21 protein-coding genes are annotated in these 22,002 nt (G+C 73.0%); 17 read left to right on the plus strand and 4 right to left on the minus strand.

Annotated elements, in window-relative coordinates; translation table 11 throughout:
- Position 1 precedes the first annotated feature (1 nt).
- The 9 genes from AC3A5R_RS17395 (at position 2) to AC3A5R_RS17435 (ending at position 9,732) form a co-directional block, all read left to right on the plus strand.
- Positions 2-1,012, plus strand: a complete 1,011-nt coding sequence (locus AC3A5R_RS17395) for a carbohydrate ABC transporter permease (protein WP_487622020.1) — start codon at positions 2-4, stop codon at positions 1,010-1,012.
- Positions 1,005-1,868 carry a carbohydrate ABC transporter permease gene (locus AC3A5R_RS17400; protein ID WP_487622021.1) on the plus strand — a complete coding sequence of 288 codons (864 nt, stop codon included), beginning with the start codon at positions 1,005-1,007 and terminating at the stop codon, positions 1,866-1,868. Before AC3A5R_RS17395 ends, AC3A5R_RS17400 begins: the two co-directional genes overlap by 8 nt.
- 40 nt (positions 1,869-1,908) lie before the next feature.
- A complete protein-coding gene (locus tag AC3A5R_RS17405; protein WP_487622022.1) occupies positions 1,909-3,168 on the plus strand; it encodes a Gfo/Idh/MocA family protein in 1,260 nt (419 codons plus the stop codon).
- Positions 3,169-3,290: 122 nt separating this feature from the next.
- Positions 3,291-3,704: a hypothetical protein gene (locus tag AC3A5R_RS17410; protein WP_487622023.1), complete on the plus strand. Its 414-nt coding sequence runs from the start codon at positions 3,291-3,293 to the stop codon at positions 3,702-3,704.
- A 130-nt stretch (positions 3,705-3,834) separates the two neighbouring features.
- Positions 3,835-5,775: an ABC transporter substrate-binding protein gene (locus AC3A5R_RS17415; protein ID WP_487622024.1), complete on the plus strand. Its 1,941-nt coding sequence runs from the start codon at positions 3,835-3,837 to the stop codon at positions 5,773-5,775.
- 45 nt (positions 5,776-5,820) lie between these two features.
- Complete coding sequence (locus AC3A5R_RS17420; protein ID WP_487622025.1) at positions 5,821-6,468, plus strand: nucleotidyltransferase family protein; 648 nt, start codon at positions 5,821-5,823, stop codon at positions 6,466-6,468.
- A 45-nt stretch (positions 6,469-6,513) separates the two neighbouring features.
- Positions 6,514-7,416 (plus strand): AAA family ATPase, encoded by a 903-nt coding sequence (locus AC3A5R_RS17425; RefSeq protein WP_487622026.1) that lies wholly within the window; start codon positions 6,514-6,516, stop codon positions 7,414-7,416.
- The gene (locus AC3A5R_RS17430) at positions 7,413-8,558 is read left to right on the plus strand and encodes a vWA domain-containing protein (protein WP_487622027.1); all 1,146 of its coding nucleotides are present in this window, start codon (positions 7,413-7,415) and stop codon (positions 8,556-8,558) included. Before AC3A5R_RS17425 ends, AC3A5R_RS17430 begins: the two co-directional genes overlap by 4 nt.
- Positions 8,551-9,732 carry an XdhC family protein gene (locus tag AC3A5R_RS17435; RefSeq protein WP_487622028.1) on the plus strand — a complete coding sequence of 394 codons (1,182 nt, stop codon included), beginning with the start codon at positions 8,551-8,553 and terminating at the stop codon, positions 9,730-9,732. The genes AC3A5R_RS17430 and AC3A5R_RS17435 overlap by 8 nt, the downstream gene beginning before the upstream one ends.
- 105 nt (positions 9,733-9,837) lie before the next feature.
- Here the strand turns inward: AC3A5R_RS17435 and AC3A5R_RS17440 are convergent, their stop codons facing one another.
- Positions 9,838-10,338, minus strand: coding sequence for a PaaI family thioesterase (locus AC3A5R_RS17440; protein WP_487622029.1), 501 nt, complete (start codon positions 10,336-10,338; stop codon positions 9,838-9,840).
- Between the two features lie 84 nt (positions 10,339-10,422).
- Here AC3A5R_RS17440 and AC3A5R_RS17445 point away from each other — a divergent pair, with 84 nt between their 5' ends.
- Both AC3A5R_RS17445 and AC3A5R_RS17450 read left to right on the plus strand, forming a co-directional pair.
- Positions 10,423-11,160, plus strand: a complete 738-nt coding sequence (locus tag AC3A5R_RS17445) for a FadR/GntR family transcriptional regulator (protein WP_487622030.1) — start codon at positions 10,423-10,425, stop codon at positions 11,158-11,160.
- The gene (locus AC3A5R_RS17450; RefSeq protein ID WP_487622031.1) at positions 11,160-11,999 is read left to right on the plus strand and encodes a sterol desaturase family protein; all 840 of its coding nucleotides are present in this window, start codon (positions 11,160-11,162) and stop codon (positions 11,997-11,999) included. The genes AC3A5R_RS17445 and AC3A5R_RS17450 overlap by 1 nt, the downstream gene beginning before the upstream one ends.
- Before the next feature lie 7 nt (positions 12,000-12,006).
- On the opposite strand, the gene mgrA is transcribed toward AC3A5R_RS17450, so the two are convergent.
- A complete protein-coding gene (gene mgrA / locus AC3A5R_RS17455) occupies positions 12,007-13,050 on the minus strand; it encodes an L-glyceraldehyde 3-phosphate reductase (protein WP_487622032.1) in 1,044 nt (347 codons plus the stop codon).
- A gap of 158 nt (positions 13,051-13,208) precedes the next feature.
- Here mgrA and AC3A5R_RS17460 point away from each other — a divergent pair, with 158 nt between their 5' ends.
- The 5 genes from AC3A5R_RS17460 to AC3A5R_RS17480 all read left to right on the plus strand — a co-directional run bounded on the left by AC3A5R_RS17460 (position 13,209) and on the right by AC3A5R_RS17480 (position 18,826).
- Complete coding sequence (locus tag AC3A5R_RS17460; RefSeq protein ID WP_487622033.1) at positions 13,209-13,691, plus strand: (2Fe-2S)-binding protein; 483 nt, start codon at positions 13,209-13,211, stop codon at positions 13,689-13,691.
- Positions 13,688-16,174 (plus strand): xanthine dehydrogenase family protein molybdopterin-binding subunit, encoded by a 2,487-nt coding sequence (locus AC3A5R_RS17465; RefSeq protein ID WP_487622034.1) that lies wholly within the window; start codon positions 13,688-13,690, stop codon positions 16,172-16,174. The genes AC3A5R_RS17460 and AC3A5R_RS17465 overlap by 4 nt, the downstream gene beginning before the upstream one ends.
- Positions 16,171-17,028 carry an FAD binding domain-containing protein gene (locus tag AC3A5R_RS17470; RefSeq protein WP_487622035.1) on the plus strand — a complete coding sequence of 286 codons (858 nt, stop codon included), beginning with the start codon at positions 16,171-16,173 and terminating at the stop codon, positions 17,026-17,028. Before AC3A5R_RS17465 ends, AC3A5R_RS17470 begins: the two co-directional genes overlap by 4 nt.
- Before the next feature lie 7 nt (positions 17,029-17,035).
- Complete coding sequence (locus AC3A5R_RS17475) at positions 17,036-17,827, plus strand: SRPBCC family protein (RefSeq protein WP_487622036.1); 792 nt, start codon at positions 17,036-17,038, stop codon at positions 17,825-17,827.
- Positions 17,828-18,169: 342 nt separating this feature from the next.
- Complete coding sequence (locus AC3A5R_RS17480; protein WP_487622037.1) at positions 18,170-18,826, plus strand: SDR family oxidoreductase; 657 nt, start codon at positions 18,170-18,172, stop codon at positions 18,824-18,826.
- 134 nt (positions 18,827-18,960) lie between these two features.
- Here the strand turns inward: AC3A5R_RS17480 and AC3A5R_RS17485 are convergent, their stop codons facing one another.
- A complete protein-coding gene (locus AC3A5R_RS17485) occupies positions 18,961-19,950 on the minus strand; it encodes an ornithine cyclodeaminase family protein (protein ID WP_487622038.1) in 990 nt (329 codons plus the stop codon).
- Between the two features lie 113 nt (positions 19,951-20,063).
- On the opposite strand from AC3A5R_RS17485, the gene AC3A5R_RS17490 reads away from it, so the two are divergent.
- Positions 20,064-21,437: an L-serine ammonia-lyase gene (locus AC3A5R_RS17490; protein WP_487622039.1), complete on the plus strand. Its 1,374-nt coding sequence runs from the start codon at positions 20,064-20,066 to the stop codon at positions 21,435-21,437.
- On the opposite strand, the gene AC3A5R_RS17495 is transcribed toward AC3A5R_RS17490, so the two are convergent.
- Entirely contained in the window at positions 21,424-21,891 is a 468-nt protein-coding gene (locus AC3A5R_RS17495) for a DUF3237 domain-containing protein (protein ID WP_487622040.1), read from the minus strand. The two genes, AC3A5R_RS17490 and AC3A5R_RS17495, sit on opposite strands and share 14 nt — an antisense overlap.
- Positions 21,892-22,002: the final 111 nt, after the last annotated feature.

A 22,002-nucleotide genomic window follows, 5' to 3' on the forward strand; every position in this document is an offset into this window, starting at 1 on the left:
CGTGGCCCCCGGTACGGCCACCGCCACGAGCGGCGCCGCCGCCGTCCGGACCGAGTCGGGGAGCCGGGCCACGAGCCCGGCCCCCGGCCGCCGGGCCTCCCGCCGCCCGGCCCCGACGCGTCGACCGCCGTCGGCGAAGCGGCGCAACGACGTCTTCTGGGCGGCCGTCTTCATCACCCCGACGCTGCTCGGCCTGCTCGTCTTCTACCTGTGGCCGGTCGTGCGGACGATGCTCATCTCCTTCACCGAGACCGGCCCGTTCGGCGGCTCGCAGTGGGTCGGGCTCGACAACTACGCGAAGCTCTTCGGTGACGCGCGGCTGTGGGAGACCCTGCTCAACACGGTGAAGTTCACCGTCGTCGCCCTGCTCGGCATCCCGATCGCGCTCGTCGTCGCGGCGCTGCTGTCGACCGAGGGGCTGCGCGGCGTCAAGGTCTACCGCGTCCTCTACTTCCTGCCCGTCGTGACGATGCCGGCCGCCGTCGGCCTCATCTGGCGCACGCTCTACAACGGCGACGTCGGCGTCATCAACGCGATGCTGCACGTCGTCGGCATCCAGGGCACCAACTGGCTGTCCAACCCCGACACCGCGCTCTACGCCATCGCCGGCGTCGGCATCTGGCTCGGCCTCGGCACGCAGATCGTCATCTTCCTCGCGGCGATCCAGGGCGTGCCGAAGGAGCTCTACGAGGCGGCCTCGCTCGACGGCGCCGGGCGCATCCGGCAGTTCTGGTCGATCACGCTGCCGACGATCAGCCCGAGCGTCTTCTTCATCTCGGTGCTCGCCGTCATCGGCGCCCTGCAGACCTTCGACCTCATCTTCGTCATGAGCGGCCCGACCAACCCGGCCTACCCGCAGACGGAGACGATCGTCGCGCAGTTCTACCAGCGCGGCTTCGTCGAGAACCAGCAGGGCTACGCCGCGGCGATCGCCCTCGTCATCCTCGTCGTCATCGTCGCCGTGACCGCGCTGCAGTTCCGCCTCCAGAAGAAGTGGGTGCACTATGTCTGACGTCGCGACCCGAGTCCCCACCCCCGCATCGGGAAAGCCCCTGCGGCCCAGGCACATCGGCGTCCACGTCGTGCTCGTCCTGGGCGCCGTCGTCATGGTCGGGCCGTTCTTCTGGGAGGTCATGACCTCGCTGAAGACCCTCGGCGAGACGATGACCGTGCCGCCGACCGTCTTCCCGAAGCACGCGCAGTGGTCGAACTACGGCAAGGTCTTCGACACGCTCCCGTTCGGGCAGATGTTCTGGAACAGCACCCTGCAGACCGTCGGACGCGTCGCCGGCCAGCTCGTGCTGTGCTCGATGGCCGGCTACGCATTCGCGCGCTTCGAGTTCCGCGGCCGCGGGCTGCTCTTCGGGCTGTTCCTGTCGGTCCTCATGGTGCCGAGCCAGCTGTTCCTGCTGCCGCAGTACGAGATCATCTCCGGCCTCGGCTGGCTCAACTCGATCCAGGCGCTCGTCGTGCCCGGCCTCTTCAGCGCCTTCGGCACCTTCCTGCTGCGCCAGTTCTTCCTCACCCTGCCGCGCGAGCTCGAGGAGGCGGCCCGCCTCGACGGCGCCAACCACTGGCAGATCTTCACCCGCGTCATGCTGCCGCTGGCCCGCCCCGGCCTCGTGGCGCTCGCCGTCCTCGACGTGCTGTGGAGCTGGAACGACCTCATGTGGCCCCTCGTCGTCAACAACGACCCGACGAAGATGCCGCTGTCGGTCGGGCTCGCCTCCCTCATCGGCCAGTTCACCGTCGACACGACGACGCTCATGGCCGGGTCGGTCCTCGCAACCCTTCCAGTGCTCGTCCTCTTCATCGCCCTGCAGCGCCAGTTCATCCAGGGCATCGCGTTCAGCGGCTCCAAGGGCTGAGACCCTCGAACCAGACCCCGTGAAAGGTGACCCACGCACCATGACCACCACGACGCCCTCCCCGACGCCCTCCTCGACGCCTGCCGCGAGCGCCTCGACGCCCGACCCGACCGGCACGACCGACCTGCGCCTCGCCATCATCGGCTTCGGCCTGCGCGCCGGCCTGGCGAGGTACGCCCACCGCCCCGGCGAGGGCAGCCGCGTCACCGTCGTGTGCGACGCCGCCGAGCGTGGACGCCGCGACGCCGCCGAGCGCGTCGAGGGCGTCCGACTCGTCGACAGCGTCGACGACCTGCTGAGCCCCGAGGTGCGGGACGAGGTCGACGCCGTCCTCGTCCTGACGCCCGACCACCTCCACGCCGACCACGCCGTGCGCACCCTCGAGGCCGGGCTGCCGACCTTCGTCGAGAAGCCGCTCGCCACGACGGTGGAGGACGCCGACCGCATCCTCGCCGCGGCCGCGCGCACCCGTACCCGGCTGTACGTCGGGCACAACATGCGCCACATGCCGGTCATCCGGGCCATGCGTGCCGTCATCGAGGCGGGCACGATCGGCGAGGTCAAGGCCGTCTGGTGCCGCCACTTCGTCTCGGCCGGCGGCGACTACTACTTCAAGGACTGGCACGCCGACCGCACCCACACCACGGGCCTGCTACTGCAGAAGGGCGCCCACGACATCGACGTCATCCACTGGCTCGCCGGCGCCTACACGCGTCGGGTGGCGGCCGTCGGCGACCTCGCCGTCTACGGCGACATCACCGACCACCGCGACAACTCGGACCGCCGGATGGCCGACTGGTACTCGCTCGACAACTGGCCGCCCACCGAGCAGCGCGAGCTGCACCCGGTCGTCGACGTCGAGGACATCTCGATGGCCAACCTCGTGCTCGACGGCGGCGTCCTCGCCAGCTACCAGCAGTGCCACTTCACGCCGGACTACTGGCGCAACTACACCGTCATCGGCACCAGGGGCCGGCTCGAGAACTTCGGCGACGGCCCGGGCGCCGTCGTCAAGGTGTGGACCCGCCGCACCGACAGCTACCGCGAGGACGCCGACGAGGTGCTCGAGATCCCGCCGGCCGACACCACCGGCCACGGCGGCGCCGACCCGCTCCTCATGGCCGAGTTCGTCCGGTTCGCCCGCGAGGGCGGCCCGACCATGACCTCGCCCGTGGCGGCACGCGAGGCCGTCGCGGCCGCGGTGTGCGCGACGTCGTCGCTGCGCTCGGGCGGGGGAGCCGTCGACGTGCCACCGCTCGAGCCCGACGTCGCCGCCTGGTTCGCCGCCGGTCAGGCGTGAACCGCCGGTCGGGCGCGAGCCACGGGCGTCGGGGAACGAGCCGTATCAGGAGCGTCGCCGCGGGGCACTGACCCGGGAGGCCCGTTCGAGGGGCGGGCCCGGCCCCCGAGGATGTGCCAGCCATGAGCGTCACCGACGTCTTCCCACTCATCAAGGTCCCCGACGCGTGGCCCGTGCCGGTCGTCGCGACGCTCGCGATGGTGTGCCTGGCCGGCCTCGACCTCGCCGGGGCCGTCCTCGCCAAGGAGTGGGCGAGCAACGGGAGCGTCCGCGCGCTCGTCCTCGGCGCCGGCGCGTTCCTCGTCCTCTTCTGGGTCTACGCGTCGTCGCTGCGCTACGCCGAGCTCGCCCTCGTGACGATGGGCTGGGTCGTGATCCTCCAGGTGGGGCTCGTGCTCGTCGACCGCTGGCGCTACGGCGTCCAGCTGCCCACGGGCAAGTGGGTGGCCATCGTCGTCGTGCTCGTCGCGCAGGCCTACCTCGTGCTCGCGCCGAGTGCTGAGTCGGGAGGCGTCGCGGCGGGCGGAGCCGGATAGACTCGCCGCACGGCCCCGGGCGTCGTCAGGCAGGCGCGACGCTCCGGCAGGCACCGTCCACCGACTCGTCCGCACGGCCTCGTGCCCTCGTTCGCGGACGTGTCGGCCCCTCGAGCAGCGAAGGATCACCGTGCGTCGACGTGCCGCCCGCCACGTGGCGATCGCTGCCGTCGCGGTGGCGGCCCTGCTCACGTCCGCCTGTACCGACGCCTCGCCAGGGGGCGGCGCCACCGCGACGGCCGGGGGCACCCCCGTGGCCACGACGACGCCCGCACCGGCCCCGACGCCGCGCGATCCCCTCGTCGTCGACACCGTCTTCGACCACGCGACGCTCGACCCGACGCGCCAGTTCGACCGCAGCGGCCTGCTCGTCTCCAAGGCCGCCTACCAGACCCTCACCGACCTCGACGCCGCCGATCCGACGAAGGTCGTGCCCGGCATCGCCGAGTACACCCTCTCGCCGGAGGGCAAGTGGCTGACGATGCGCCTGCGCAAGGGCCTCGTGTTCTCCGACGGCACGCCGATGACCACCGACGACGTCGTCTTCACGCTCCAGCGCGCGCAGGGCCTCGGCGGCACGGCGGCGGCCGTCCTCGGCACCGTCAACATCGTCAAGGTCGACGACCGCACCTTCACCCTCAGCTCGCCGCGCTCGAACTTCGCCTTGCCGTCCGTCCTCGCCAACCCGGCCTTCGGCATCCTCAACTCGGCGGCGGTCAAGGCCAACGGCGGCACCGTCGGCCCCGGCGACACCGCGGCCCGGTACCTGTCGACGCACTCGGCCGGCTCGGGCCCCTATGTCCTGACCGGCGCGACGTCGAGCCAGGTGACGCTGGCCGCGAACCCCGCCTGGAGCGGAGCGGCACCCGCGTTCGGCGAGGTCGTGCTGCGCGACGTCGCGCCCAAGGACCAGGTCGGCGACGTGCGAGCCGGTCGCGCCGACGTCGCCCTCGACGTCTCGCCCGCGCAGGCGGCCGCCCTGGCCGCGAGCGCCGCCGCCACGGCGGCGGACACCGCGACGGGCGCGGCGACGGGCACCGCAACGGCGACTTCGGGCACCGGCAGCCCCTCGACGGCGTCCGGGGCCTCGCCCTCGTCGGGCACGTCGGCTCCGTCGGGCACCCCCACTCCAGGCGGGCCGGGCTCGGTCGCCGTCACGGCGTCCAACTCCTCGACGCTTGCCTTCCTCTCGCTGTCGCGCAACCCGCGCGTCAACCGCTGGACCGCGAACACCGCCTTCGTCGAGGCGGTCCGCAAGGGCCTCGACGTCGAGGCGCTCGCCCACGCGGCCGGTGACGCCCGCCCGGCTGCCGGCCTCGTGCCCTCGGGCATCGTCGGCTCGCTCGAGGACGGCGCGGTCCCGACCTCCCCACCGACCCCGACGCGCACCGGAAGCCCAGGTGCGACCGGCACCCCGTCCCCGGCGACGAGCTCGCCGACGGCAGCGGGCAGCACCGGCACGTCCGGTACCGGCACCCCGGTGCCCGGGACCACCGGCACCTCGCCGCGGCCGACCGCCGTGCCGACGGCCGCTCCACGCGACCTCGCCGGCGCGCGCGCCGCCCTCAAGCGCTCCGGGTACCGGGGCGAGCCGGTCCGCCTCACCTATGCGGTCGACGTGCCGATCTCCGGTATCCAGCGCAGCACCATCGCGAACGCCGTGCGGGGCCAGCTGGCAGCGGTCGGCATCCGGGTCGTCCTCGACCCGCAGCCGTCGTCGACGGCGCTGGCCGCCTACCGCTCCGGGCGCAGCGCCTTCAGCCTGTGGAGCTGGAGCCCCGACTACCCGGACCCCGAGAACTACCTGGCCTTCGCGCCCGGCGAGCTCGTCGGCCAGCGTGCCGGCTGGCAGCGCGGCGACGACGCCCTCGTCGACGAGCTGACCGAGGCCGCCCGCGCGTCCGTCGGCGACGACCGGGCGGGCGCGTACGCCGCCTGGCAGGTGGCGATGAACGAGCGCGGCCCGTTCGTGCCGCTCCTGCAGCCGATGACGCACGTCGCCACCGGCCCGCGGGTGCACCGCGTCCGCGCCAACCCGGTGTGGACCGTCGACCTCGCGGCGATCTCCTGACGCGTCCGTACCCGCCGGGCGGACGCGTCCCGTAGCGTCGGTCGCATGAGCACCGTGCCGCACGTGCGCGGGCTGCTCCTCGCAGCCGGAGCCGGCCGCCGGATGGGCGGTCCCAAGGCGCTCGTGCGCCGCTCGCCCGACGAAGCGACGTTCGTCGAGCGCGGCGTCGAGGTGCTGCACGCCGGCGGCTGTCGCGGCGTCACCGTCGTCGTGGGCGCGGCGGCCGAGGAGGTCGCCGCGATCGTCGACCGGCTCGGGCACGACGTCGACGTCGTGCGCTGCCCGGACTGGCACGAGGGCATGGGGGCCTCGCTGCGCGCCGGGCTGGGCGCCCTCGCCCGCACCGCCCACGAGGGCGACGCCAGCATCGACGCGGTGCTCGTCAGCCTCGTCGACCTGCCCGACCTGACGCCGGAGGTCGTCGCCCGCGTCCTCGCGACGGGTGGAGGACCCGACGCCGAGAACCCTGTGGGGCATCGCCGGTCGGTCCTGAGGCGAGCGTCCTACCGCGGCACGCCGGGCCACCCGGCCCTCATCGGCCGCGAACACTGGGAGGGCGTCATCGCGACGGCCACGGGCGACAACGGCGCTCGCGACCACTTCCGCACCCACCCGCACGAGCTCGTCGAGTGCGGCGACCTCGCGACGGGCCGCGACGTCGACACCCCCGCCGAGCTCGACGGTCGACACTGAGGGCTCGCGCTTCCGCCACGGCGCGTCATGCGTGATGCTCGGGGCATGGAGACCGCCTTCACCAGCCCCGCCGACGTCACGTCCGCCCTCGCGCGCACCGGCTACCTCGCCGACGAGGCGCTCTCCACCATCACCTTCCTCGCCAGCCGCCTCTCGCGCCCGGTCCTGCTCGAGGGCGAGCCGGGCACCGGCAAGACGGCCCTGGCCGAGGCGCTCGCCGAGGCCCTCGACCTGCGGCTCATCCGGCTGCAGTGCTACGAGGGGATCGATGCCACGCAGGCCCTCTACGACTGGGACTTCCCGCGGCAGATCCTGCACCTGCGGGCCGTCGAGGCCGTGGCCGGTGACATCGACGGGGCCGGCGCCGACCGTGACGCGCGCGCCCTCGAGCAGGAGCTCTTCGACGAGCGGTTCCTCCTCGCGCGCCCCGTCCTCGAGGCCCTGCGCGCCGCCCCGTGCGTGCTGCTCGTCGACGAGATCGACCGCGCCGACGACGAGTTCGAGGCCTTCCTGCTCGAGGTGCTCTCCACGTGGCAGGTCACGATCCCCGAGCTCGGCACGATCAGCGCCGCCACCCCGCCGCTCGTCGTGCTCACCTCGAACCGCACCCGCGAGCTGCACGACGCCCTCAAACGTCGCTGCCTCTACCACTGGATCGACCACCCGGGGCTGGCGCGCGAGCTCGAGATCGTCCGGTCCCGGCTGCCGGAGGTGCCCGCGGCGCTCGCCGAGCAGGTGGTCACGGCCGTCCAGCGGCTGCGTTCCTCCGGCGAGCTCATCAAGCCCCCGGGTGTCGCCGAGACCCTCGACTGGGCCCGGGCGCTCGAGGCCGTCGGCGCGACGCGTCTCGACACCGAGGTCGCCGCCGCCACCCTCGGCGCCGCCCTGAAGTACCGCGAGGACTCCGAACGGGTCCGTGCCGCCCTGGACAAGCTGCTCACGGCATGACCCCGGCTCCCGGACCGCAGACGGAGGCGCCCACCGAGGCACCGACCGAGGCACCGCCAGAGGCGTGGCTGCTCGGCTTCGCCCGCGCCCTGCGCTCCGCCGGCCTGTCCGTCTCGGCCGACCGCGAGCGCACCTTCCTCGTCGCGGCCGCCACGGTCGGCGTCGGGGAGCGGTTGGGCGTCTACTGGGCCGGACGAGCCACCCTGACCGCGGTCCCGGCGGACTTCCCGGTGTACGACGAGGTGTTCGAGCGGTGGTTCGGTACCGAGGAGGTGCGCCGCGGCTCGCGTGTCGACGTCGTGCGGCCACCGGTGCACCAGGCACCGCTCGGTGGCGAGGCCGAGGGGGAGGACACCTCGGCCGGCGACACCATCGAGGCCCGCGCCAGCGCCACCGAGGTGCTCCGGCACCGCGATCTCGCCGCGCTGAGCGCCGCGGAGCGCGCGGCCGCCGCCCGCCTGTTCGCCGCCCTCGACCCGCGCTCGCCGCGGCGACGGGCCCGACGGCACGTGCGGTCCCGATCCGGCGCGGTCGACGGCCCCGCGACGCTGCGCGAGCAGCTGCGCCGGATGGGTGAACCCGGGCGGATCCGCTACCGGCGCAGGGGGGTCCGCGCGCGACGCGTCGTGTTCCTCGTCGACGTCTCGGGCTCGATGAGCCCGTACGCCGACAGCCTGCTGCGCCTCGCGCACGCCTACGTCCGACGCTGCGACCACGTCGAGGTCTTCACCATGGGCACGCGACTGACCCACGTGACACGGGCGCTGCGCGAGCGCGACCCCGACCGGGCGCTCGCCGCCGCCGGGCGCGTCGTGCCCGACTGGTCCGGCGGCACCCGGCTCGGCGACTCCATCGGCGCCTTCCTCGACCGGTGGGGCCGCCGCGGCATGGCGCGCGGCGCCGTCGTCGTCGTCTTCAGCGACGGCTGGGAGCGCGACGGGCCCGAGGTGCTCGGCGAGCAGATGCGCCGCCTCGCGGGCCTCGCCCACCGGGTCGTGTGGGCCAACCCGCACCGCGGCAAGGTCGGCTACGAGCCGGTGCAGCAGGGAATCGTGGCCGCGCTGCCGTACGTTGACGACTTCGTGGCGGGTCACTCGCTCGCCGCGTTCGAGGAGCTGATCGAGGTGGTGGCCCGTGCGTGAGGTGCTCTCGGACCTGATGCGGTGGTGGTCGGCCGGCGAGACCGTCGGGGTGGGCACCGTCGTCGGCACGTGGCGCTCCGCCCCCCGCCAGGCCGGCGCGTCGATGCTCGTGGGCCCCGCCGGCGAGGCCGTCGGCTCGGTGTCGGGCGGCTGCGTCGAGGGCGCGGTGTACGAGCTCGGCCAGGAGGTCGTCGACTCCGGCACGCCCGTGCTCCAGCGCTACGGCGTCAGCGACGACGACGCGTTCGCCGTGGGCCTGACGTGCGGAGGGATCCTCGACGTGTTCGTCGAGAAGGTCTCGCGCGACACCTTCCCCGAGCTCGGCGAGGTCGCCGCGGACATCGCCGCCGGCCGCCCGGTCGCCGTGGCCACGGTCATCGCGCACCCCGACCCGTCGTGGGTCGGGCGTCGCCTCGTCGTGCGTCCCGAGGAGGAGAACGCCGGCGATGCCGCTGCCTCCGGTGCCGCACCCGCGTCCACGCTCGGCAGCGCGCGCGCCGACGACGCCGTCCGCGACGACGCGCGCGGCATGCTCGCCCAGGGCACGACGGGCACGCTGACCTACGGCCCGGACGGGGAGCGTCGGGGCGAGGGCCTACGGGTCTTCGTCGCCTCGCACGCGCCCAAGCCGCGGATGCTCGTCTTCGGCGCCATCGACTTCGCCGCCGCCGTGGCCCGCGTCGGCGGGTTCCTCGGCTACCACGTCACCGTCTGCGACGCCCGGCCCGTCTTCGCGACGGCCTCGCGCTTCCCGGGCGCCGACGAGGTCGTCGTCACGTGGCCGCACGACTACCTCACCGCGGAGGTCGAGGCCGGACGCGTCGACTCCCGCACCGTCATCGCCGTGCTGACCCACGACCCGAAGTTCGACGTGCCGCTGCTCGAGGTGGCCCTGCGCCTGCCCCAGGTGGCCTACATCGGGGCGATGGGCTCCCGGCGCACCCACGAGGACCGGCTGGCGCGGCTGCGCGAGGCCGGCCTCACCGAGGCCGAGCTGGCCCGGATGAGCTCACCCATCGGCCTCGACCTCGGGGCGCGAACGCCCGAGGAGACGGCCGTGTCGATCGCCGCCGAGATCATCGCGCTGCGCTGGGGTGGCGGCGGCGAGCGCCTCGGCGGCCTCGACGGCCCGATCCACCACCACCATCCGGCGCACGACACCGACCCGCCCTGAGGCCCCGCGCCCCCCATCGAAAGAGCACTCCGTCCCTGACAGCGAGACCGCGCAGTACGGCTCGACAAGGGACGGAGTGCTCTTTCGATTGAGAGGGGGTGGTGGTCAGGTGCGGGGGCGCCAGCGCTTCCAGAGCGCCGTCGCCTGCGCACGCACCTTGCCGTCGAAACGCAGCTCGACCTCGACGGTCATCTGTGGCTCGGACGCCGCGACGACGGCGGCGAACAGCTCGACGGTGTCGTGCAACGGGGCCGGGCGCAGGTAGCGGACGTCGAGCCCGGCCGTCACGTACGAGAGGTCGGCGCCGGGCAGTGGCGGCCAGCCGCCGCGCTCGGCCTCGAGCATGACGGCGGCCGCGCTGTGGCAGTCGAGGACGGTGCCGATGATGCCGCCGTTGAGGTAGCCGAGCCCGTTGTCGTGCTCGGGCCACGGCGTGAACGACGCGGTGACGCCGTCCGCGGCGGTGTCACCGAGCGGATGGCTGCGCAGCTTGAGGCCGCGCTCGTTGGCCTGGCCGCAGCCGAAGCAGGGGAGGTCGGGGTAGAGCCGCTCCTGGATGCTTAGGGTGCTGGGGAGGCGGAGGTCGCTGACGTCGGTGTCGGGCACGCGCGCCAACCTACCGGGCGGCGTGCGCCACAAATTGGTCCAACCTCTTGATGAGTGGACCAATGGTCGGGCAGGCTGGCCCGCATGAGTCAGCGTGGATTCACCCCGGTCGCCCGGCGCTCGGTGTCCGACGAGGTCTTCGCCGAGCTGCGAGACGCCGTCCTGACGCGGCGCTTCGCCCCCGGCGACTCCCTCCCGCCCGAGCGCGAGCTCGCCGCGTCGTTCGCCGTCAACCGGCACGCCGTGCGCGAGGCCCTCCAGCGCCTCCAGGCCGCCGGCTTCGTCCGCGTCGTCCACGGCGGTGGCACCCGCGTCCTCGACGTGCGTAGCAGCGCGGGCCTCGACCTGCTCGCCCACCTGGCCCGGTCGGCCGACGCGCTCGACCCCGCGGTCCTGCGCGACGGCCTGGAGATGCGTCGGTGCATCGGCGTCGACGCCGCCCGGCTCGCCGCCGAGCGGGCCACCCCCGAGGCGCGTGAGCGCGTCGTGCTCGCCGCGGCCGCCTACGACGACACGACCGACCCCGACGCCGACCGCGCCTTCTGGCTCGAGGTCGTCGAGGCGTCCGGCAACCTGGCGTTCCGCCTCGCGCTCAACTCCCTGCTCCATGCCATCGACGCCCGTCCCGAGGCGATGGACGCGCTGCTCGCCGCCGACCGCGCCGACCTGCTCCCGCACGGCCCGCTCGCCGCGGCCGTCGCGTCGGCGGAGGCCGACGAGGCGGCCCGGCTCGCCGACGCCATCCTCCGCCAGGCGCTCGACGTGTGGGCGGCGCTCGTGGCGGACGGCAAGCTCACCGGCACCGGCGCCAAGGGGGCGTGATGGTCGACCTCATCCTCGCCGCGGTGCCCTTCTTCGTGCTCTTCATCGTCGTCGAGGTCGCCTCGCTGTGGTTCGCGCCCGACGACGACGAGGTCGGCTACGAGGTGCGCGACACGTTCACGAGCCTCGCGATGGGCCTGGGCAGCGTCGGCGTCGGCGTGCTCTACAAGGCGATCCAGCTCGTCGTCTACGCCGCCCTCTACGAGCTGAGCCCACTGCGCCTCGACACCGCCCTCTGGTGGACGTGGATCGTCATCTTCCTCGCGGAGGACCTCGCCTACTACTGGTACCACCGCGCCCACCACGAGGTGCGGATCCTCTGGGCCAGCCACGTCGTGCACCACTCGAGCCAGCGCTACAACCTCTCGACCGCGCTGCGCCAGACGTGGACGCCGTTCAGCGGGGTGCCGTTCTGGGCGCCGCTGGCGCTGCTCGGCGTGCCGCCGTGGGCGATCTTCCTCCAGCAGTCGATCTCGCTGCTCTACCAGTTCTTCCTCCACACCGAGCGCGTCGGAACCCTCTGGCGCCCAGTGGAGCTGGCGATGAACACGCCGTCGCACCACCGCGTGCACCACGGCACGAACAACGCCTACCTCGACCGCAACTACGGCGGCATCCTCATCGTCTGGGACCGGCTGTTCCGCTCCTTCGAGCCAGAGGGCGACCGCGTCGTCTACGGCCTGACGACCCAGCTGCGCACGTACAACCCGCTCGTCGTCGCGACGCACGAGTACGCGTCGATCTGGGGCGACGTGCGCGCCGCGGCGTCGTGGCACGACCGCGTCGGCTACCTCCTGCGCGGCCCCGGCTGGCGCCCCGGAGGCGCCAGCCGGGGCTGACCAGGGGTCAGTGGGCGCTGGAGCGCTTCCAGAGGTTGATGCCGCCCTCGACGGCGTGCTTGTCGATCTTGGCCAGCTCCTCGTCGGAGAAGGCGAGGTTGTCGAGGCAGCCGAGGCTGTTCTCCAGCTGCCCGACCGAGGACGCACCGATGAGCACCGACGTGACGCGCTCGTCGCGCAGGATCCACGCGAGCGCCATCTGCGCGAGGGACTGGCCGCGGGCCTTGGCCATCCGGTTCAGGGCCCGGACGTGCTTGAGGTTCTGCTCGCTCAGCAGCTTCGGCGAGAGCGACTTGCCCTGCGAAGCGCGCGAACCCGCAGGCACACCCTTGAGGTACTTGTCGGTGAGCATGCCCTGGGCGAGCGGGCTGAACGCGATGCAGCCGATGCCCTCCTCGCCGAGGACGTCGAGCAGGTCCTCCTCGACCCAGCGGTTCAGCATCGAGTAGCTCGGCTGGTGGATGAGCAGCGGCGTGCCCATCGAGCGGAGGATCTCGACGGCCTCCTTGGTGCGCGGGCCCGAGTAGCTCGAGATGCCGACGTAGAGGGCCTTGCCCGAGCGGACCGCGGTGTCGAGCGCGCCCATGGTCTCCTCGAGCGGGGTCGTGTCGTCGAACCGGTGGCTGTAGAAGATGTCGACGTGGTCGAGGCCCATCCGCTGCAGGGACTGGTCGAGCGAGGACAGGACGTACTTGCGGCTGCCGCCACCCTGGCCGTACGGGCCGGGCCACATGTCGTAGCCGGCCTTGCTGCTGATGACGAGCTCGTCGCGGTAGCGCGCGAAGTCCTGGGCGAAGATCGTGCCGAAGTTGCGCTCGGCGCTGCCGTAGGGCGGCCCGTAGTTGTTCGCGAGGTCGAAGTGCGTGACGCCGAGGTCGAAGGCCCGACGCAGCGTCGCGCGCTGGTTGTCGAGCGGCACGTCGTCACCGAAGTTGTGCCACAGGCCGAGGGACACGGCCGGCAGGTCGAGGCCGGAGCGACCGGTCCGGCGGTAGGTCATCGAGTCGTAGCGCGAGCGAAGCGCCTGGTAGTCGTCGGCGTGCAGCGTCATGCCCGACAGTCTGCCCGGAGCGGACGCCGCCGACGAGTGCGGGTTCAGGAGGTCAGGCCACGCCGCGCCTCATCCGCAGAAACTCTTGTGCGCAGGCCACTTCTGACAAAGACTCACCGTGGGGAAGTCAACTGCAGCGCGGCAGGAGGACACATCGAATGACCCGAATCACCGTGAACGTCGACGGGGTCAGCTACTCCGACGACGTCGAGCCCAGGACCTTGCTGGTCCAGTACCTGCGCGAGACGCTCGGCAAGACCGGGACCGTCGTCGGGTGCGACACGAGCAACTGCGGTGCGTGCACCGTCCACCTCGACGGCACGAGCGTCAAGTCGTGCAACGTCCTCGCCGTCCAGGCGGACGGACACGAGGTCACCACGATCGAGGGCCTCGCCACCGACGGCGAGCTCCACCCCGTCCAGAAGGCCTTCCACGAGTGCCACGCGCTCCAGTGCGGCTACTGCACACCGGGCATGATCATGCAGGCCTGCGACGTGCTGCGGGAGAACCCGGACCCGAGCGAGGAGCAGATCCGCGAGGGCCTCGAGGGCAACCTGTGCCGGTGCACCGGCTACCACAACATCGTCAAGGCCGTGCAGCAGGCGGCCAAGGACCTCAGCTCGCAGGCGGTGTCGTCATGACCGTCACCGACGACCGGCCCGCAGAGGCCACCGGCGAGATCGGCAAGGCCCGACGCCGCAAGGAGGACCAGCGCCTCATCACCGGCCGCACCCGGTGGACCGACAACATCGTCCTGCCCGGCATGCTGCACCTCGCGATGGTGCGCAGCCCGTTCGCGCACGCCCGCATCACCTCGATCGACACGGCCGCGGCCAAGGCATCGCCGGGCGTCGTCGCCGTCGTCACGGGCGCCGACGTCGCGGGCACGCAGGGCCTCGTCGCGACGGCGTGGCCGCTCAACGCCGAGCAGAAGACGCCGGACCACCTGCCGATCGCCGTCGAGCACGTCGCGTGCGCCGGCGAGATCGTCGCCGTCGTCGTCGCGCGCACCGCGGCGGCCGCCCGGGACGCCCTCGAGCTCGTCGACGTGGACTACGAGGAGCTGCCGGCGGTCCTCGACCTCAGGGAGGCCGCGAAGGACGAGGTCCTCGCCCACCCCGACCTCGGCACGAACACGAGCGCCGTCTGGACGCTCGACTCGGCGGCCCAGGGCTCGGGCACCGACGTCGAGGAGGCCATCGCCACGGCCCGCGAGGGCGGCATCCTCATCGAGCGGGAGTACCGCCAGCAACGCCTGCTGCCCGCCTTCATGGAGCCGCGCTCGACCGTGTGCGACCCGACCGGCGAGCAGCTGACCGTGTGGACCTCGACGCAGGTGCCGCACATCCTCAAGTTCCTCCTCGCGGCGACCACCGGCATGCCGGAGTCCAAGGTGCGCGTCATCGCGCCCGACGTCGGCGGCGGTTTCGGCGGCAAGCTGCAGACGACGCCCGAGGAGTTCGCGACGGTCGCCGTGGCGCGGCTCGTCGGCAAGCCGTGCAAGTACACCGAGACCCGCTCCGAGTCGCTCCTGTCGGGCCACCACGGCCGCGACCAGTGGCAGAAGCTGACCCTCGCCGCCGAGAAGGACGGCACGGTCACCGGGCTCAAGGTCGAGCTGCTCGCCGACCTCGGTGCCTACGTCGGTCTCGTCGGCGGCGGCGTGCCGGTGCTCGGCGCGTGGATGTTCAACTCGATCTACAAGTTCGCCGCCTACCACTTCACGGTCCGCACGCTGCTGACGAACAAGACGTGGGTCGACGCGTACCGCGGGGCCGGGCGCCCCGAGGCGACGTACGCCATCGAGCGGCTCATGGACGAGCTCGCCGTCGAGGTCGGCGTCGACCCGCTCGCGATCCGGGAGAAGAACTGGATCACCCACGACGAGTTCCCGTTCACCACGGTGGCGGGCATGACCTACGACTCCGGCAACTACGAGGCCGCGACGGCCAAGGCCAAGGAGCTCTTCGGCTACGACGAGCTGCGCGCCGAGCAGCAGCGCCGCCGCGAGTCGAAGGACCCGGTCCAGCTCGGCATCGGCATCTCGACGTTCACCGAGATGTGCGGCCTCGCGCCGTCACGCATCCTCGGCGCGCTCAACTACGCCGCGGGCGGCTGGGAGTCGGCGAGCATCCGGATGCTCGCCACCGGCAAGGTCGAGGTGCTCACCGGCACCTCACCGCACGGCCAGGGCCACGAGACGGCGTGGAGCCAGATCGTCGCCGACCGCCTCGGGGTGCCGTTCGAGGACGTCGAGGTGCTGCACGGCGACACGCAGATCGCCCCCAAGGGCATGGACACCTACGGCTCGCGCTCGCTCGTCGTCGGGGCCGAGGCCGTGGTGCGGGCTGCCGACAAGGTCATCGAGAAGGCCAAGCCCATCGCGGCGCACCTGCTCGAGGCGAGCGTCGACGACATCGAGTTCACCGGCGGGCGCTTCGGGGTCAAGGGCACCGACAAGGGCGTCGGGATGGCCGACGTCGCGCTGGCGACCTGGACCGGTCACAACCTGCCCGACGGCGTCGAGCCGAGCATCGACGCCGACGCGACCTTCGACCCCGAGAACTTCTCGTTCCCGCACGGCACCCACCTGTGCGCGATGGAGGTCGACACCGAGACCGGTGCCACGACGATGCGCAGATACGTCTGCGTCGACGACATCGGCACCATCATCAACCCGCTCATCGTCGAGGGCCAGGTGCACGGCGGCCTCGTCCAGGGCATCTCGCAGGCCCTGTGGGAAGGGGCCGAGTACGACGACCAGGGCACCCTCGTCACGGGTTCCTTCGTCGACTACACGCTGCCCACCTCGGCCGACACGATCAGCTTCGTCACCGACCACACGACGTCGCCGTCGACCTACACCAAGCTCGGCACGAAGGGAGTCGGCGAGGCCGGTGCCATCGCCTCCACGCCGGCCGTCGTCAACGCGATCGTCGACGCGGTCCGCCACCTCGGCGTCGACGACATCGTCATGCCGTGCACCCCCGAGCGCGTCTGGAAGGCCATCCGGGCGGGCGCGGCCGTCACGACCGAGGGCGAGCGCGACGCGCAGCCACACTTCGACGAGGGAGCGCCGAACGCCGACCCGGCGGCCGGCGCGAGCGAAGGGAGCGGACAGTGATCCCCGCCGAGTTCGACTACGTGGCACCGGAATCCGTTGCCGACGCCGTCGCGGCGCTCGCCGAGCACGGTGACGAGGCGAAGGTGCTCGCCGGTGGCCAGTCGCTGCTGCCGATCCTGCGGATGCGGCTCAACGCACCGGGCGTCATCGTCGACCTCGGCCGCATCGCCGAGCTGCGTGGTGTCTCCGAGGACGGAGACCACGTGGTCATCGGTGCGATGACCCCGTACTCGGAGGTGCTCGCCTCCGAGGTGGTGTCGACCCACGCGGCCCTGCTGTCCAAGGCCGTCGCCACCGTGGCCGACCCGCAGATCCGCCACCGCGGCACGGTCGGCGGTGCGCTCGTGCACGCCGACCCGGCCGGTGACGTCGGGGCACCGGCGCTCGCGCTCGGTGCACAGCTCGTCATCGCCGGGGCGGGTGGGGCCACCCGCACCGTCGCGGCCGACGACTTCTTCGAGGACCTCTTCACGACCGCGGTCGGGGACGGCGAGCTGCTGACGCAGATCCGCATCCCGAAGCACACCGGCTGGGGCGCGCACTACGAGAAGTTCGTGCGCGTCAGCCACCAGTGGTCGATCGTGGGGGTCGCGGCAGCGGTGCGCACCGACGGCGGCTCGATCGCCGAGGCCCGCGTCGGCCTGACGAACATGGGCTCGACACCGTTGCGCGCCAAGGCCGTCGAGGAGGCGCTCGTCGGGCAGCCAGCCACCGACGAGGCGGTCCGCGCGGCCGTCGCCGCCGTGGCCGAGGGCACCAACCCGCCCTCGGACCTCAACGGCGACGCCGACTACCGCCGCCACCTCGCGACGGTCCTGACGCGTCGGGCGGTTCTTGCCGCGGCAGGGGCGTGATCGCCGGATGCAGCTGACCCACTCCTTCACCGTGCCGACCTCGGTCGACGACGCGTGGGCCCTGTTCATGGACCTCGAGCGCGTCGGCGGCTGTTTCCCCGGCGCGACCGTGACCGACGTGACCGCCGACGGCTTCTCCGGCACGGTCAAGGTCAAGCTCGGGCCGATCGCGCTCGTCTACGCCGGCTCGGGCTCGTTCGTCGAACGAGACGACGCCACGCACCGGGCCGTCATCGAGGCCAAGGGCAAGGACAAGCGGGGCAACGGCACCGCCGGCGCGACCGTCACGATCGGGCTCGCGCCCGACGGCGACGGCACCCGGGCCGACGTGACCACCGACCTCGCGGTCACGGGCAAGCCGGCCCAGTTCGGCCGTGGCGTCATGCAGGACGTCTCGGACAAGCTGCTCCAGGCCTTCGTCGCGTGCATCGAGAGGCAGCTCGGCGAATCCGTCTCGGGCGCAGAGGAGCCCGCTCCCGAGCCCGCCGGGTCCGAGCCTGCCGTCACCGACCCTGCCGTCACCGAGCCGAGTGGTGCTGTCGCGCCCGAGTCAGGTGCCGCCGCAGCAGCGGCGGTGACGCCCGTCGCCGCACCGGGAGCACCGACCAAGGACGCGACGGCGCCGGCAGCGCCACCTCGCCCGACGCGTCCGGCATCGGCGGCTCCGCCCGAGGACGACGCGCTCGACCTCGGCACCGCGGTGCTGCCGGTGCTCGTGCAGCGCTACGCCCCCTACGCCGGGGCAGCCCTCGTCGGGCTCGTCCTCGGCTGGTTGCTCGGTCGTCGCCGCGGGGGCTGACGCGCACCGCCGACCGCCCGCAAGCGTGGGCGGGACGGCGAGAGGGCCCATCCGCATCCGGTGGATGGGCCCTCTGCCGTCTCCCGCGAGCCTTGGGCTCCGGGGCCGGCTGTCGTCCGGCGCAGGCCCCTCAACGTGCGCAGCGGACGACCACGTCCTGCCATCGTCGACCGGTGGCCGGCACCGTGGGGCCGGGTTGCGAAAAGTCGTCGTCGGCGCAACACCGGCGCACCGTCGGGGAAGAGGAGCGGGCCCGCGGGGCGTTGCCGACGAGGACAGCCCGAAACGAACGAACCGGACCGACTGACGTGGCCGGACCGGACCGGACGAAGGAGACCACACATGGCACGCGTCGTCGTCATCGGAGCCCACGGGAAGGTCGCCCTGCTCGCCGCGCCCCTGCTGCGTGAGGCCGGGCACGAGGTCACCGGAGTCATCCGCAACCCGGCCCACGCCGCCGACGTCGAGGCGTCCGGCGCGACCCCGCTCGTCGCCGACATCGAGACGCTCGACACCGAGGGCCTCCGCGACGTTCTCGCCGGGCACGACGTGGTGGTGTGGTCGGCGGGCGCCGGCGGCGGTGACCGGGACCGCACCTACGCGGTCGACCGCGACGCCGCGGTCCGAGCCGTCGACGCGTCCGCGCCGGCGGGCGTCCGGCGCTTCATCATGGTCTCCTACTTCGGCGCGGGTCCCGAGCACGGGGTGCCCGAGGGCGACCCGTTCTTCGCCTACGCCGATGCCAAGACGGCCGCCGACGCACACCTGGCCGCATCCGACCTCGACTGGACCATCCTGCGACCGAGCCGGCTCACCGACGACGCGGCGACCGGGCGGATCGACGCCGGCCCCGACGCGCGCCCGGGCTCCGTGCCGCGCGCCGACGTCGGACGCGTCATCGCCTCCGTCGTCGACCACCCGGGCACGACGGCGCAGCGCGTGATCGCCTTCAACGGCGGCCCGACGCCGGTCGACGAGGTCGTCACCGCCGAGGGGTGAGGGCGCGGCTCAGCGCCCGACCGGCACCGCGACGAGGACGCTGATGTCCTCGTAGTTGCGGGTTGCGCCGTTCGAGCGGCCTCACGTGACGCACGGCACGACGACCCGCGAATTGCGATGTGGGGGAACGGGCGTCAGTGACGCGCCGCGTGCTCGGCGACGACGAGGTCCTGCCAGGCCATGCCGACGCTCTTGAAGACGTTGGGCCGGTCGGTGGCCCGTTCGACGTGACCGAGGACGAGGTCTGCGAGGGTGTGCACGGCGTCCCAGGACAGGTGCCCCTGCGCGGCGGCGAGGATGACGTCGCCGGCCTCGCGCCGCGCCGTCGCGATGTCCTCGACGACGACGAGCGAGCGCCCGAGCAGAGGGCCCGGCAGCTCGCGACGGTGCGGCTCGTGCGACCCGATCGCGACGACGCACGCGCCTGCCGACACCCAGTCGTCCTCGAGCACCGGCGTCGGGGCGCTGGTGGCGGTGACGACGAGCTGCGAGCGGCGGACCGTGTCGGCCACCGCCTCGACGTCGGCGACGCCGTCGGTCCGCTCGCCTGTCGCCCAGCCGCCGGTGTGCAGGCCCACGGTGCGCACGCCGGGCGCGATCCCTGAGATGCGGGCGGCCGTGGCCCGTGCCGCCTCGGCCCGCCGGCCGACGACGGTGATCGTCTCCGGCTCGCGGATGGCGAGGATCGCCTCGGCGTGGCCGACGGCCTGCGGGCCGGTGCCGACGATGACGACCGAGCGAACGTCGTCGGGGGCGAGCGCGTCGGCTGCCACTGCCGAGACCGCAGGGGTGCGCAGCGCCGTGATCGCCGTGCCGTCGAGCAGCACGGACGGGCTCAGGGTGGCGGCGTCCATGAGCACGTAGACGGCCTGGATGCGTTCGAGCCCTCGCCCGGGGTTGCCCGGAGCGACAGAGAGCACCTTGACGCCGGCGGCCCCGGCGGAGGTGGCGGGCATGACGAGGAGCTGGCCGTCGCCCGCGGTGGGCGCGAGGCGCGGCAGGTCGCCGGCCGGGTCGAAGCCGTCGGCCAGGCGCTGGCGCACGAGGCGCCGCGCGCGGTCGGCCGACACGGTGCGTCGGACGTGCTCGGCGTCGAGCCAGCGGGGCGGCGGCACAGGGGGCACGAGCAGACTGTATGCCGGGTGCACGCGTAGGGCGCGCGGGGACGTAGGCTCGATCGGATCCGTCCACACCCCTCGGGCGGTCGCCGTCAACGACGACACGAAGTCAGGACACCATGGCGCTCAGCGTTTTCGACCTCTTCTCGATCGGCATCGGGCCGTCGAGCTCGCACACCGTCGGGCCGATGCGGGCCGCGGTGCTCTTCGCCGAGCGCCTGCGCGACGAGGGCCGCCTCGCCGACGTCGCACGCGTCCGGTCCGAGCTGTTCGGCTCGCTCGGCGCCACCGGCCACGGCCACGGCAGCGACAAGGCGGTCCTGCTCGGCCTCACCGGCGAGCGCCCCGAGCTGTGCGACCCGCGGGCCGTCGAGGGACGCCTGGCCGAGATCCGGGCGAGCCGCCGCGTCAGCCTCCTCGGCGAGCACGAGATCGACTTCGTCGAGGACGAGGACCTCGTGCTGCACCGGCGCAAGACCCTCCCGCTGCACCCCAACGGCATGACGTTCACGGCGCTCGACGCGTCGGGCGGCGTCGTCGCGGCGCACACGTACTACTCCGTCGGGGGCGGCTTCGTCGTCGGCGAGGACGCCGACGGCTCCTCGAAGATCGTCGAGGACTCGACGCCGGTCGCGCACCCGTTCCGCACCGGCGACGAGCTGCTGGCGCACTGCAAGGAGACCGGCAAGTCGATCGCCCGCATCATGCTCGAGAACGAGCTGTCGTGGCGCACCGAGCAGGAGGTCCGCGACGGCCTGCTCGACATCTGGAAGGTCATGAAGGAGTGCGTCCGCAACGGGATCGACACCGAGGGCGTGCTGCCCGGTGGCCTGCGCGTGCGGCGTCGCGCCCCCGAGCTGGCCCGGCGGCTGCGCCTCGAGGGAGCGAGCGACGACCCGCTGCGCGGGATGGACTGGATCACCCTCTACGCCCTCGCCGTCAACGAGGAGAACGCGTCGGGCGGGCGCGTCGTCACCGCCCCGACCAACGGTGCGGCGGGCATCATCCCCGCCGTCCTGCACTACTACGCGAACTTCGTCAACGGCGCCGACCGCGACGGGATCGTCCGGTTCCTGCTCACCGCCGGCGCCATCGGCGTCATCTACAAGGAGACCGCATCGATCTCCGGCGCCGAGGTCGGCTGCCAGGGCGAGGTCGGCTCGGCGTGCTCGATGGCGGCCGGGGCGATGGCCGCGGTCATGGGCGGCACGCCCGAGCAGGTGGAGAACGCCGCCGAGATCGGCATGGAGCACAACCTCGGCCTCACCTGCGACCCCGTCGGCGGTCTCGTGCAGATCCCGTGCATCGAGCGCAACGCCATCGCGTCGGTCAAGGCCATCACGGCGGCCCGCACCGCCCTGCGCGGCGACGGCTCGCACGTCGTCAGCCTCGACAAGGTCATCAAGACGATGCGCGAGACCGGCCGCGACATGAAGGTCAAGTACAAGGAGACGGCGCGCGGCGGCCTCGCCGTCAACGTCATCGAGTGCTGAGGCCACCCCCGACGCCGTCCACGCTCTCGACCGGCAGCTCCCACCCCGCGAGGGGCAGCTCGACCGAGCACTCGTAGTAGCGCATGGCCAAGGTGGCTTTGGCCACGTCGATGGCTCCCTCGCCGACGGCCAGGACGGTGTTGAGCCACAGGTGGTCCGGCGCCGAGGTCTGGAACATCAGCACGTGCAGCCCCCGGCCGTCGTCGAGCGACGACAGCCCGGTGAGCGTGAAGAGCACCTCGCCGTCGGCGACCTCGATGACGCCGCGCGCGTCGGGCAGGGCGTAGCCGTCGCGGATGCGCGGGAAGTTCGACCACCGGGCGGTGCCGGCGAGCCGTCCGGTGAGGGTCCCCGTCCCCTGTCCGTAGACCCGGCCGTCACGGTGCTCGGCCGGCGGCGCCTCCTTGAGCAGGTCGTAGGTCCAGCTGGCGTCGCACAGGTGCTCGAGGTGCATGGCATCCTCCCGGAGTCTCCGACCTGTCGACGCTACTCCTCGCCCCGGGTCGGCGTCACCGAGTTCCGACGCGTCGGGCGGGGGCGTTCAGTCGTCGAGGCCGGCCCGCTG

The organism is Intrasporangium sp. Soil_C_50, assembly GCF_057656595.1.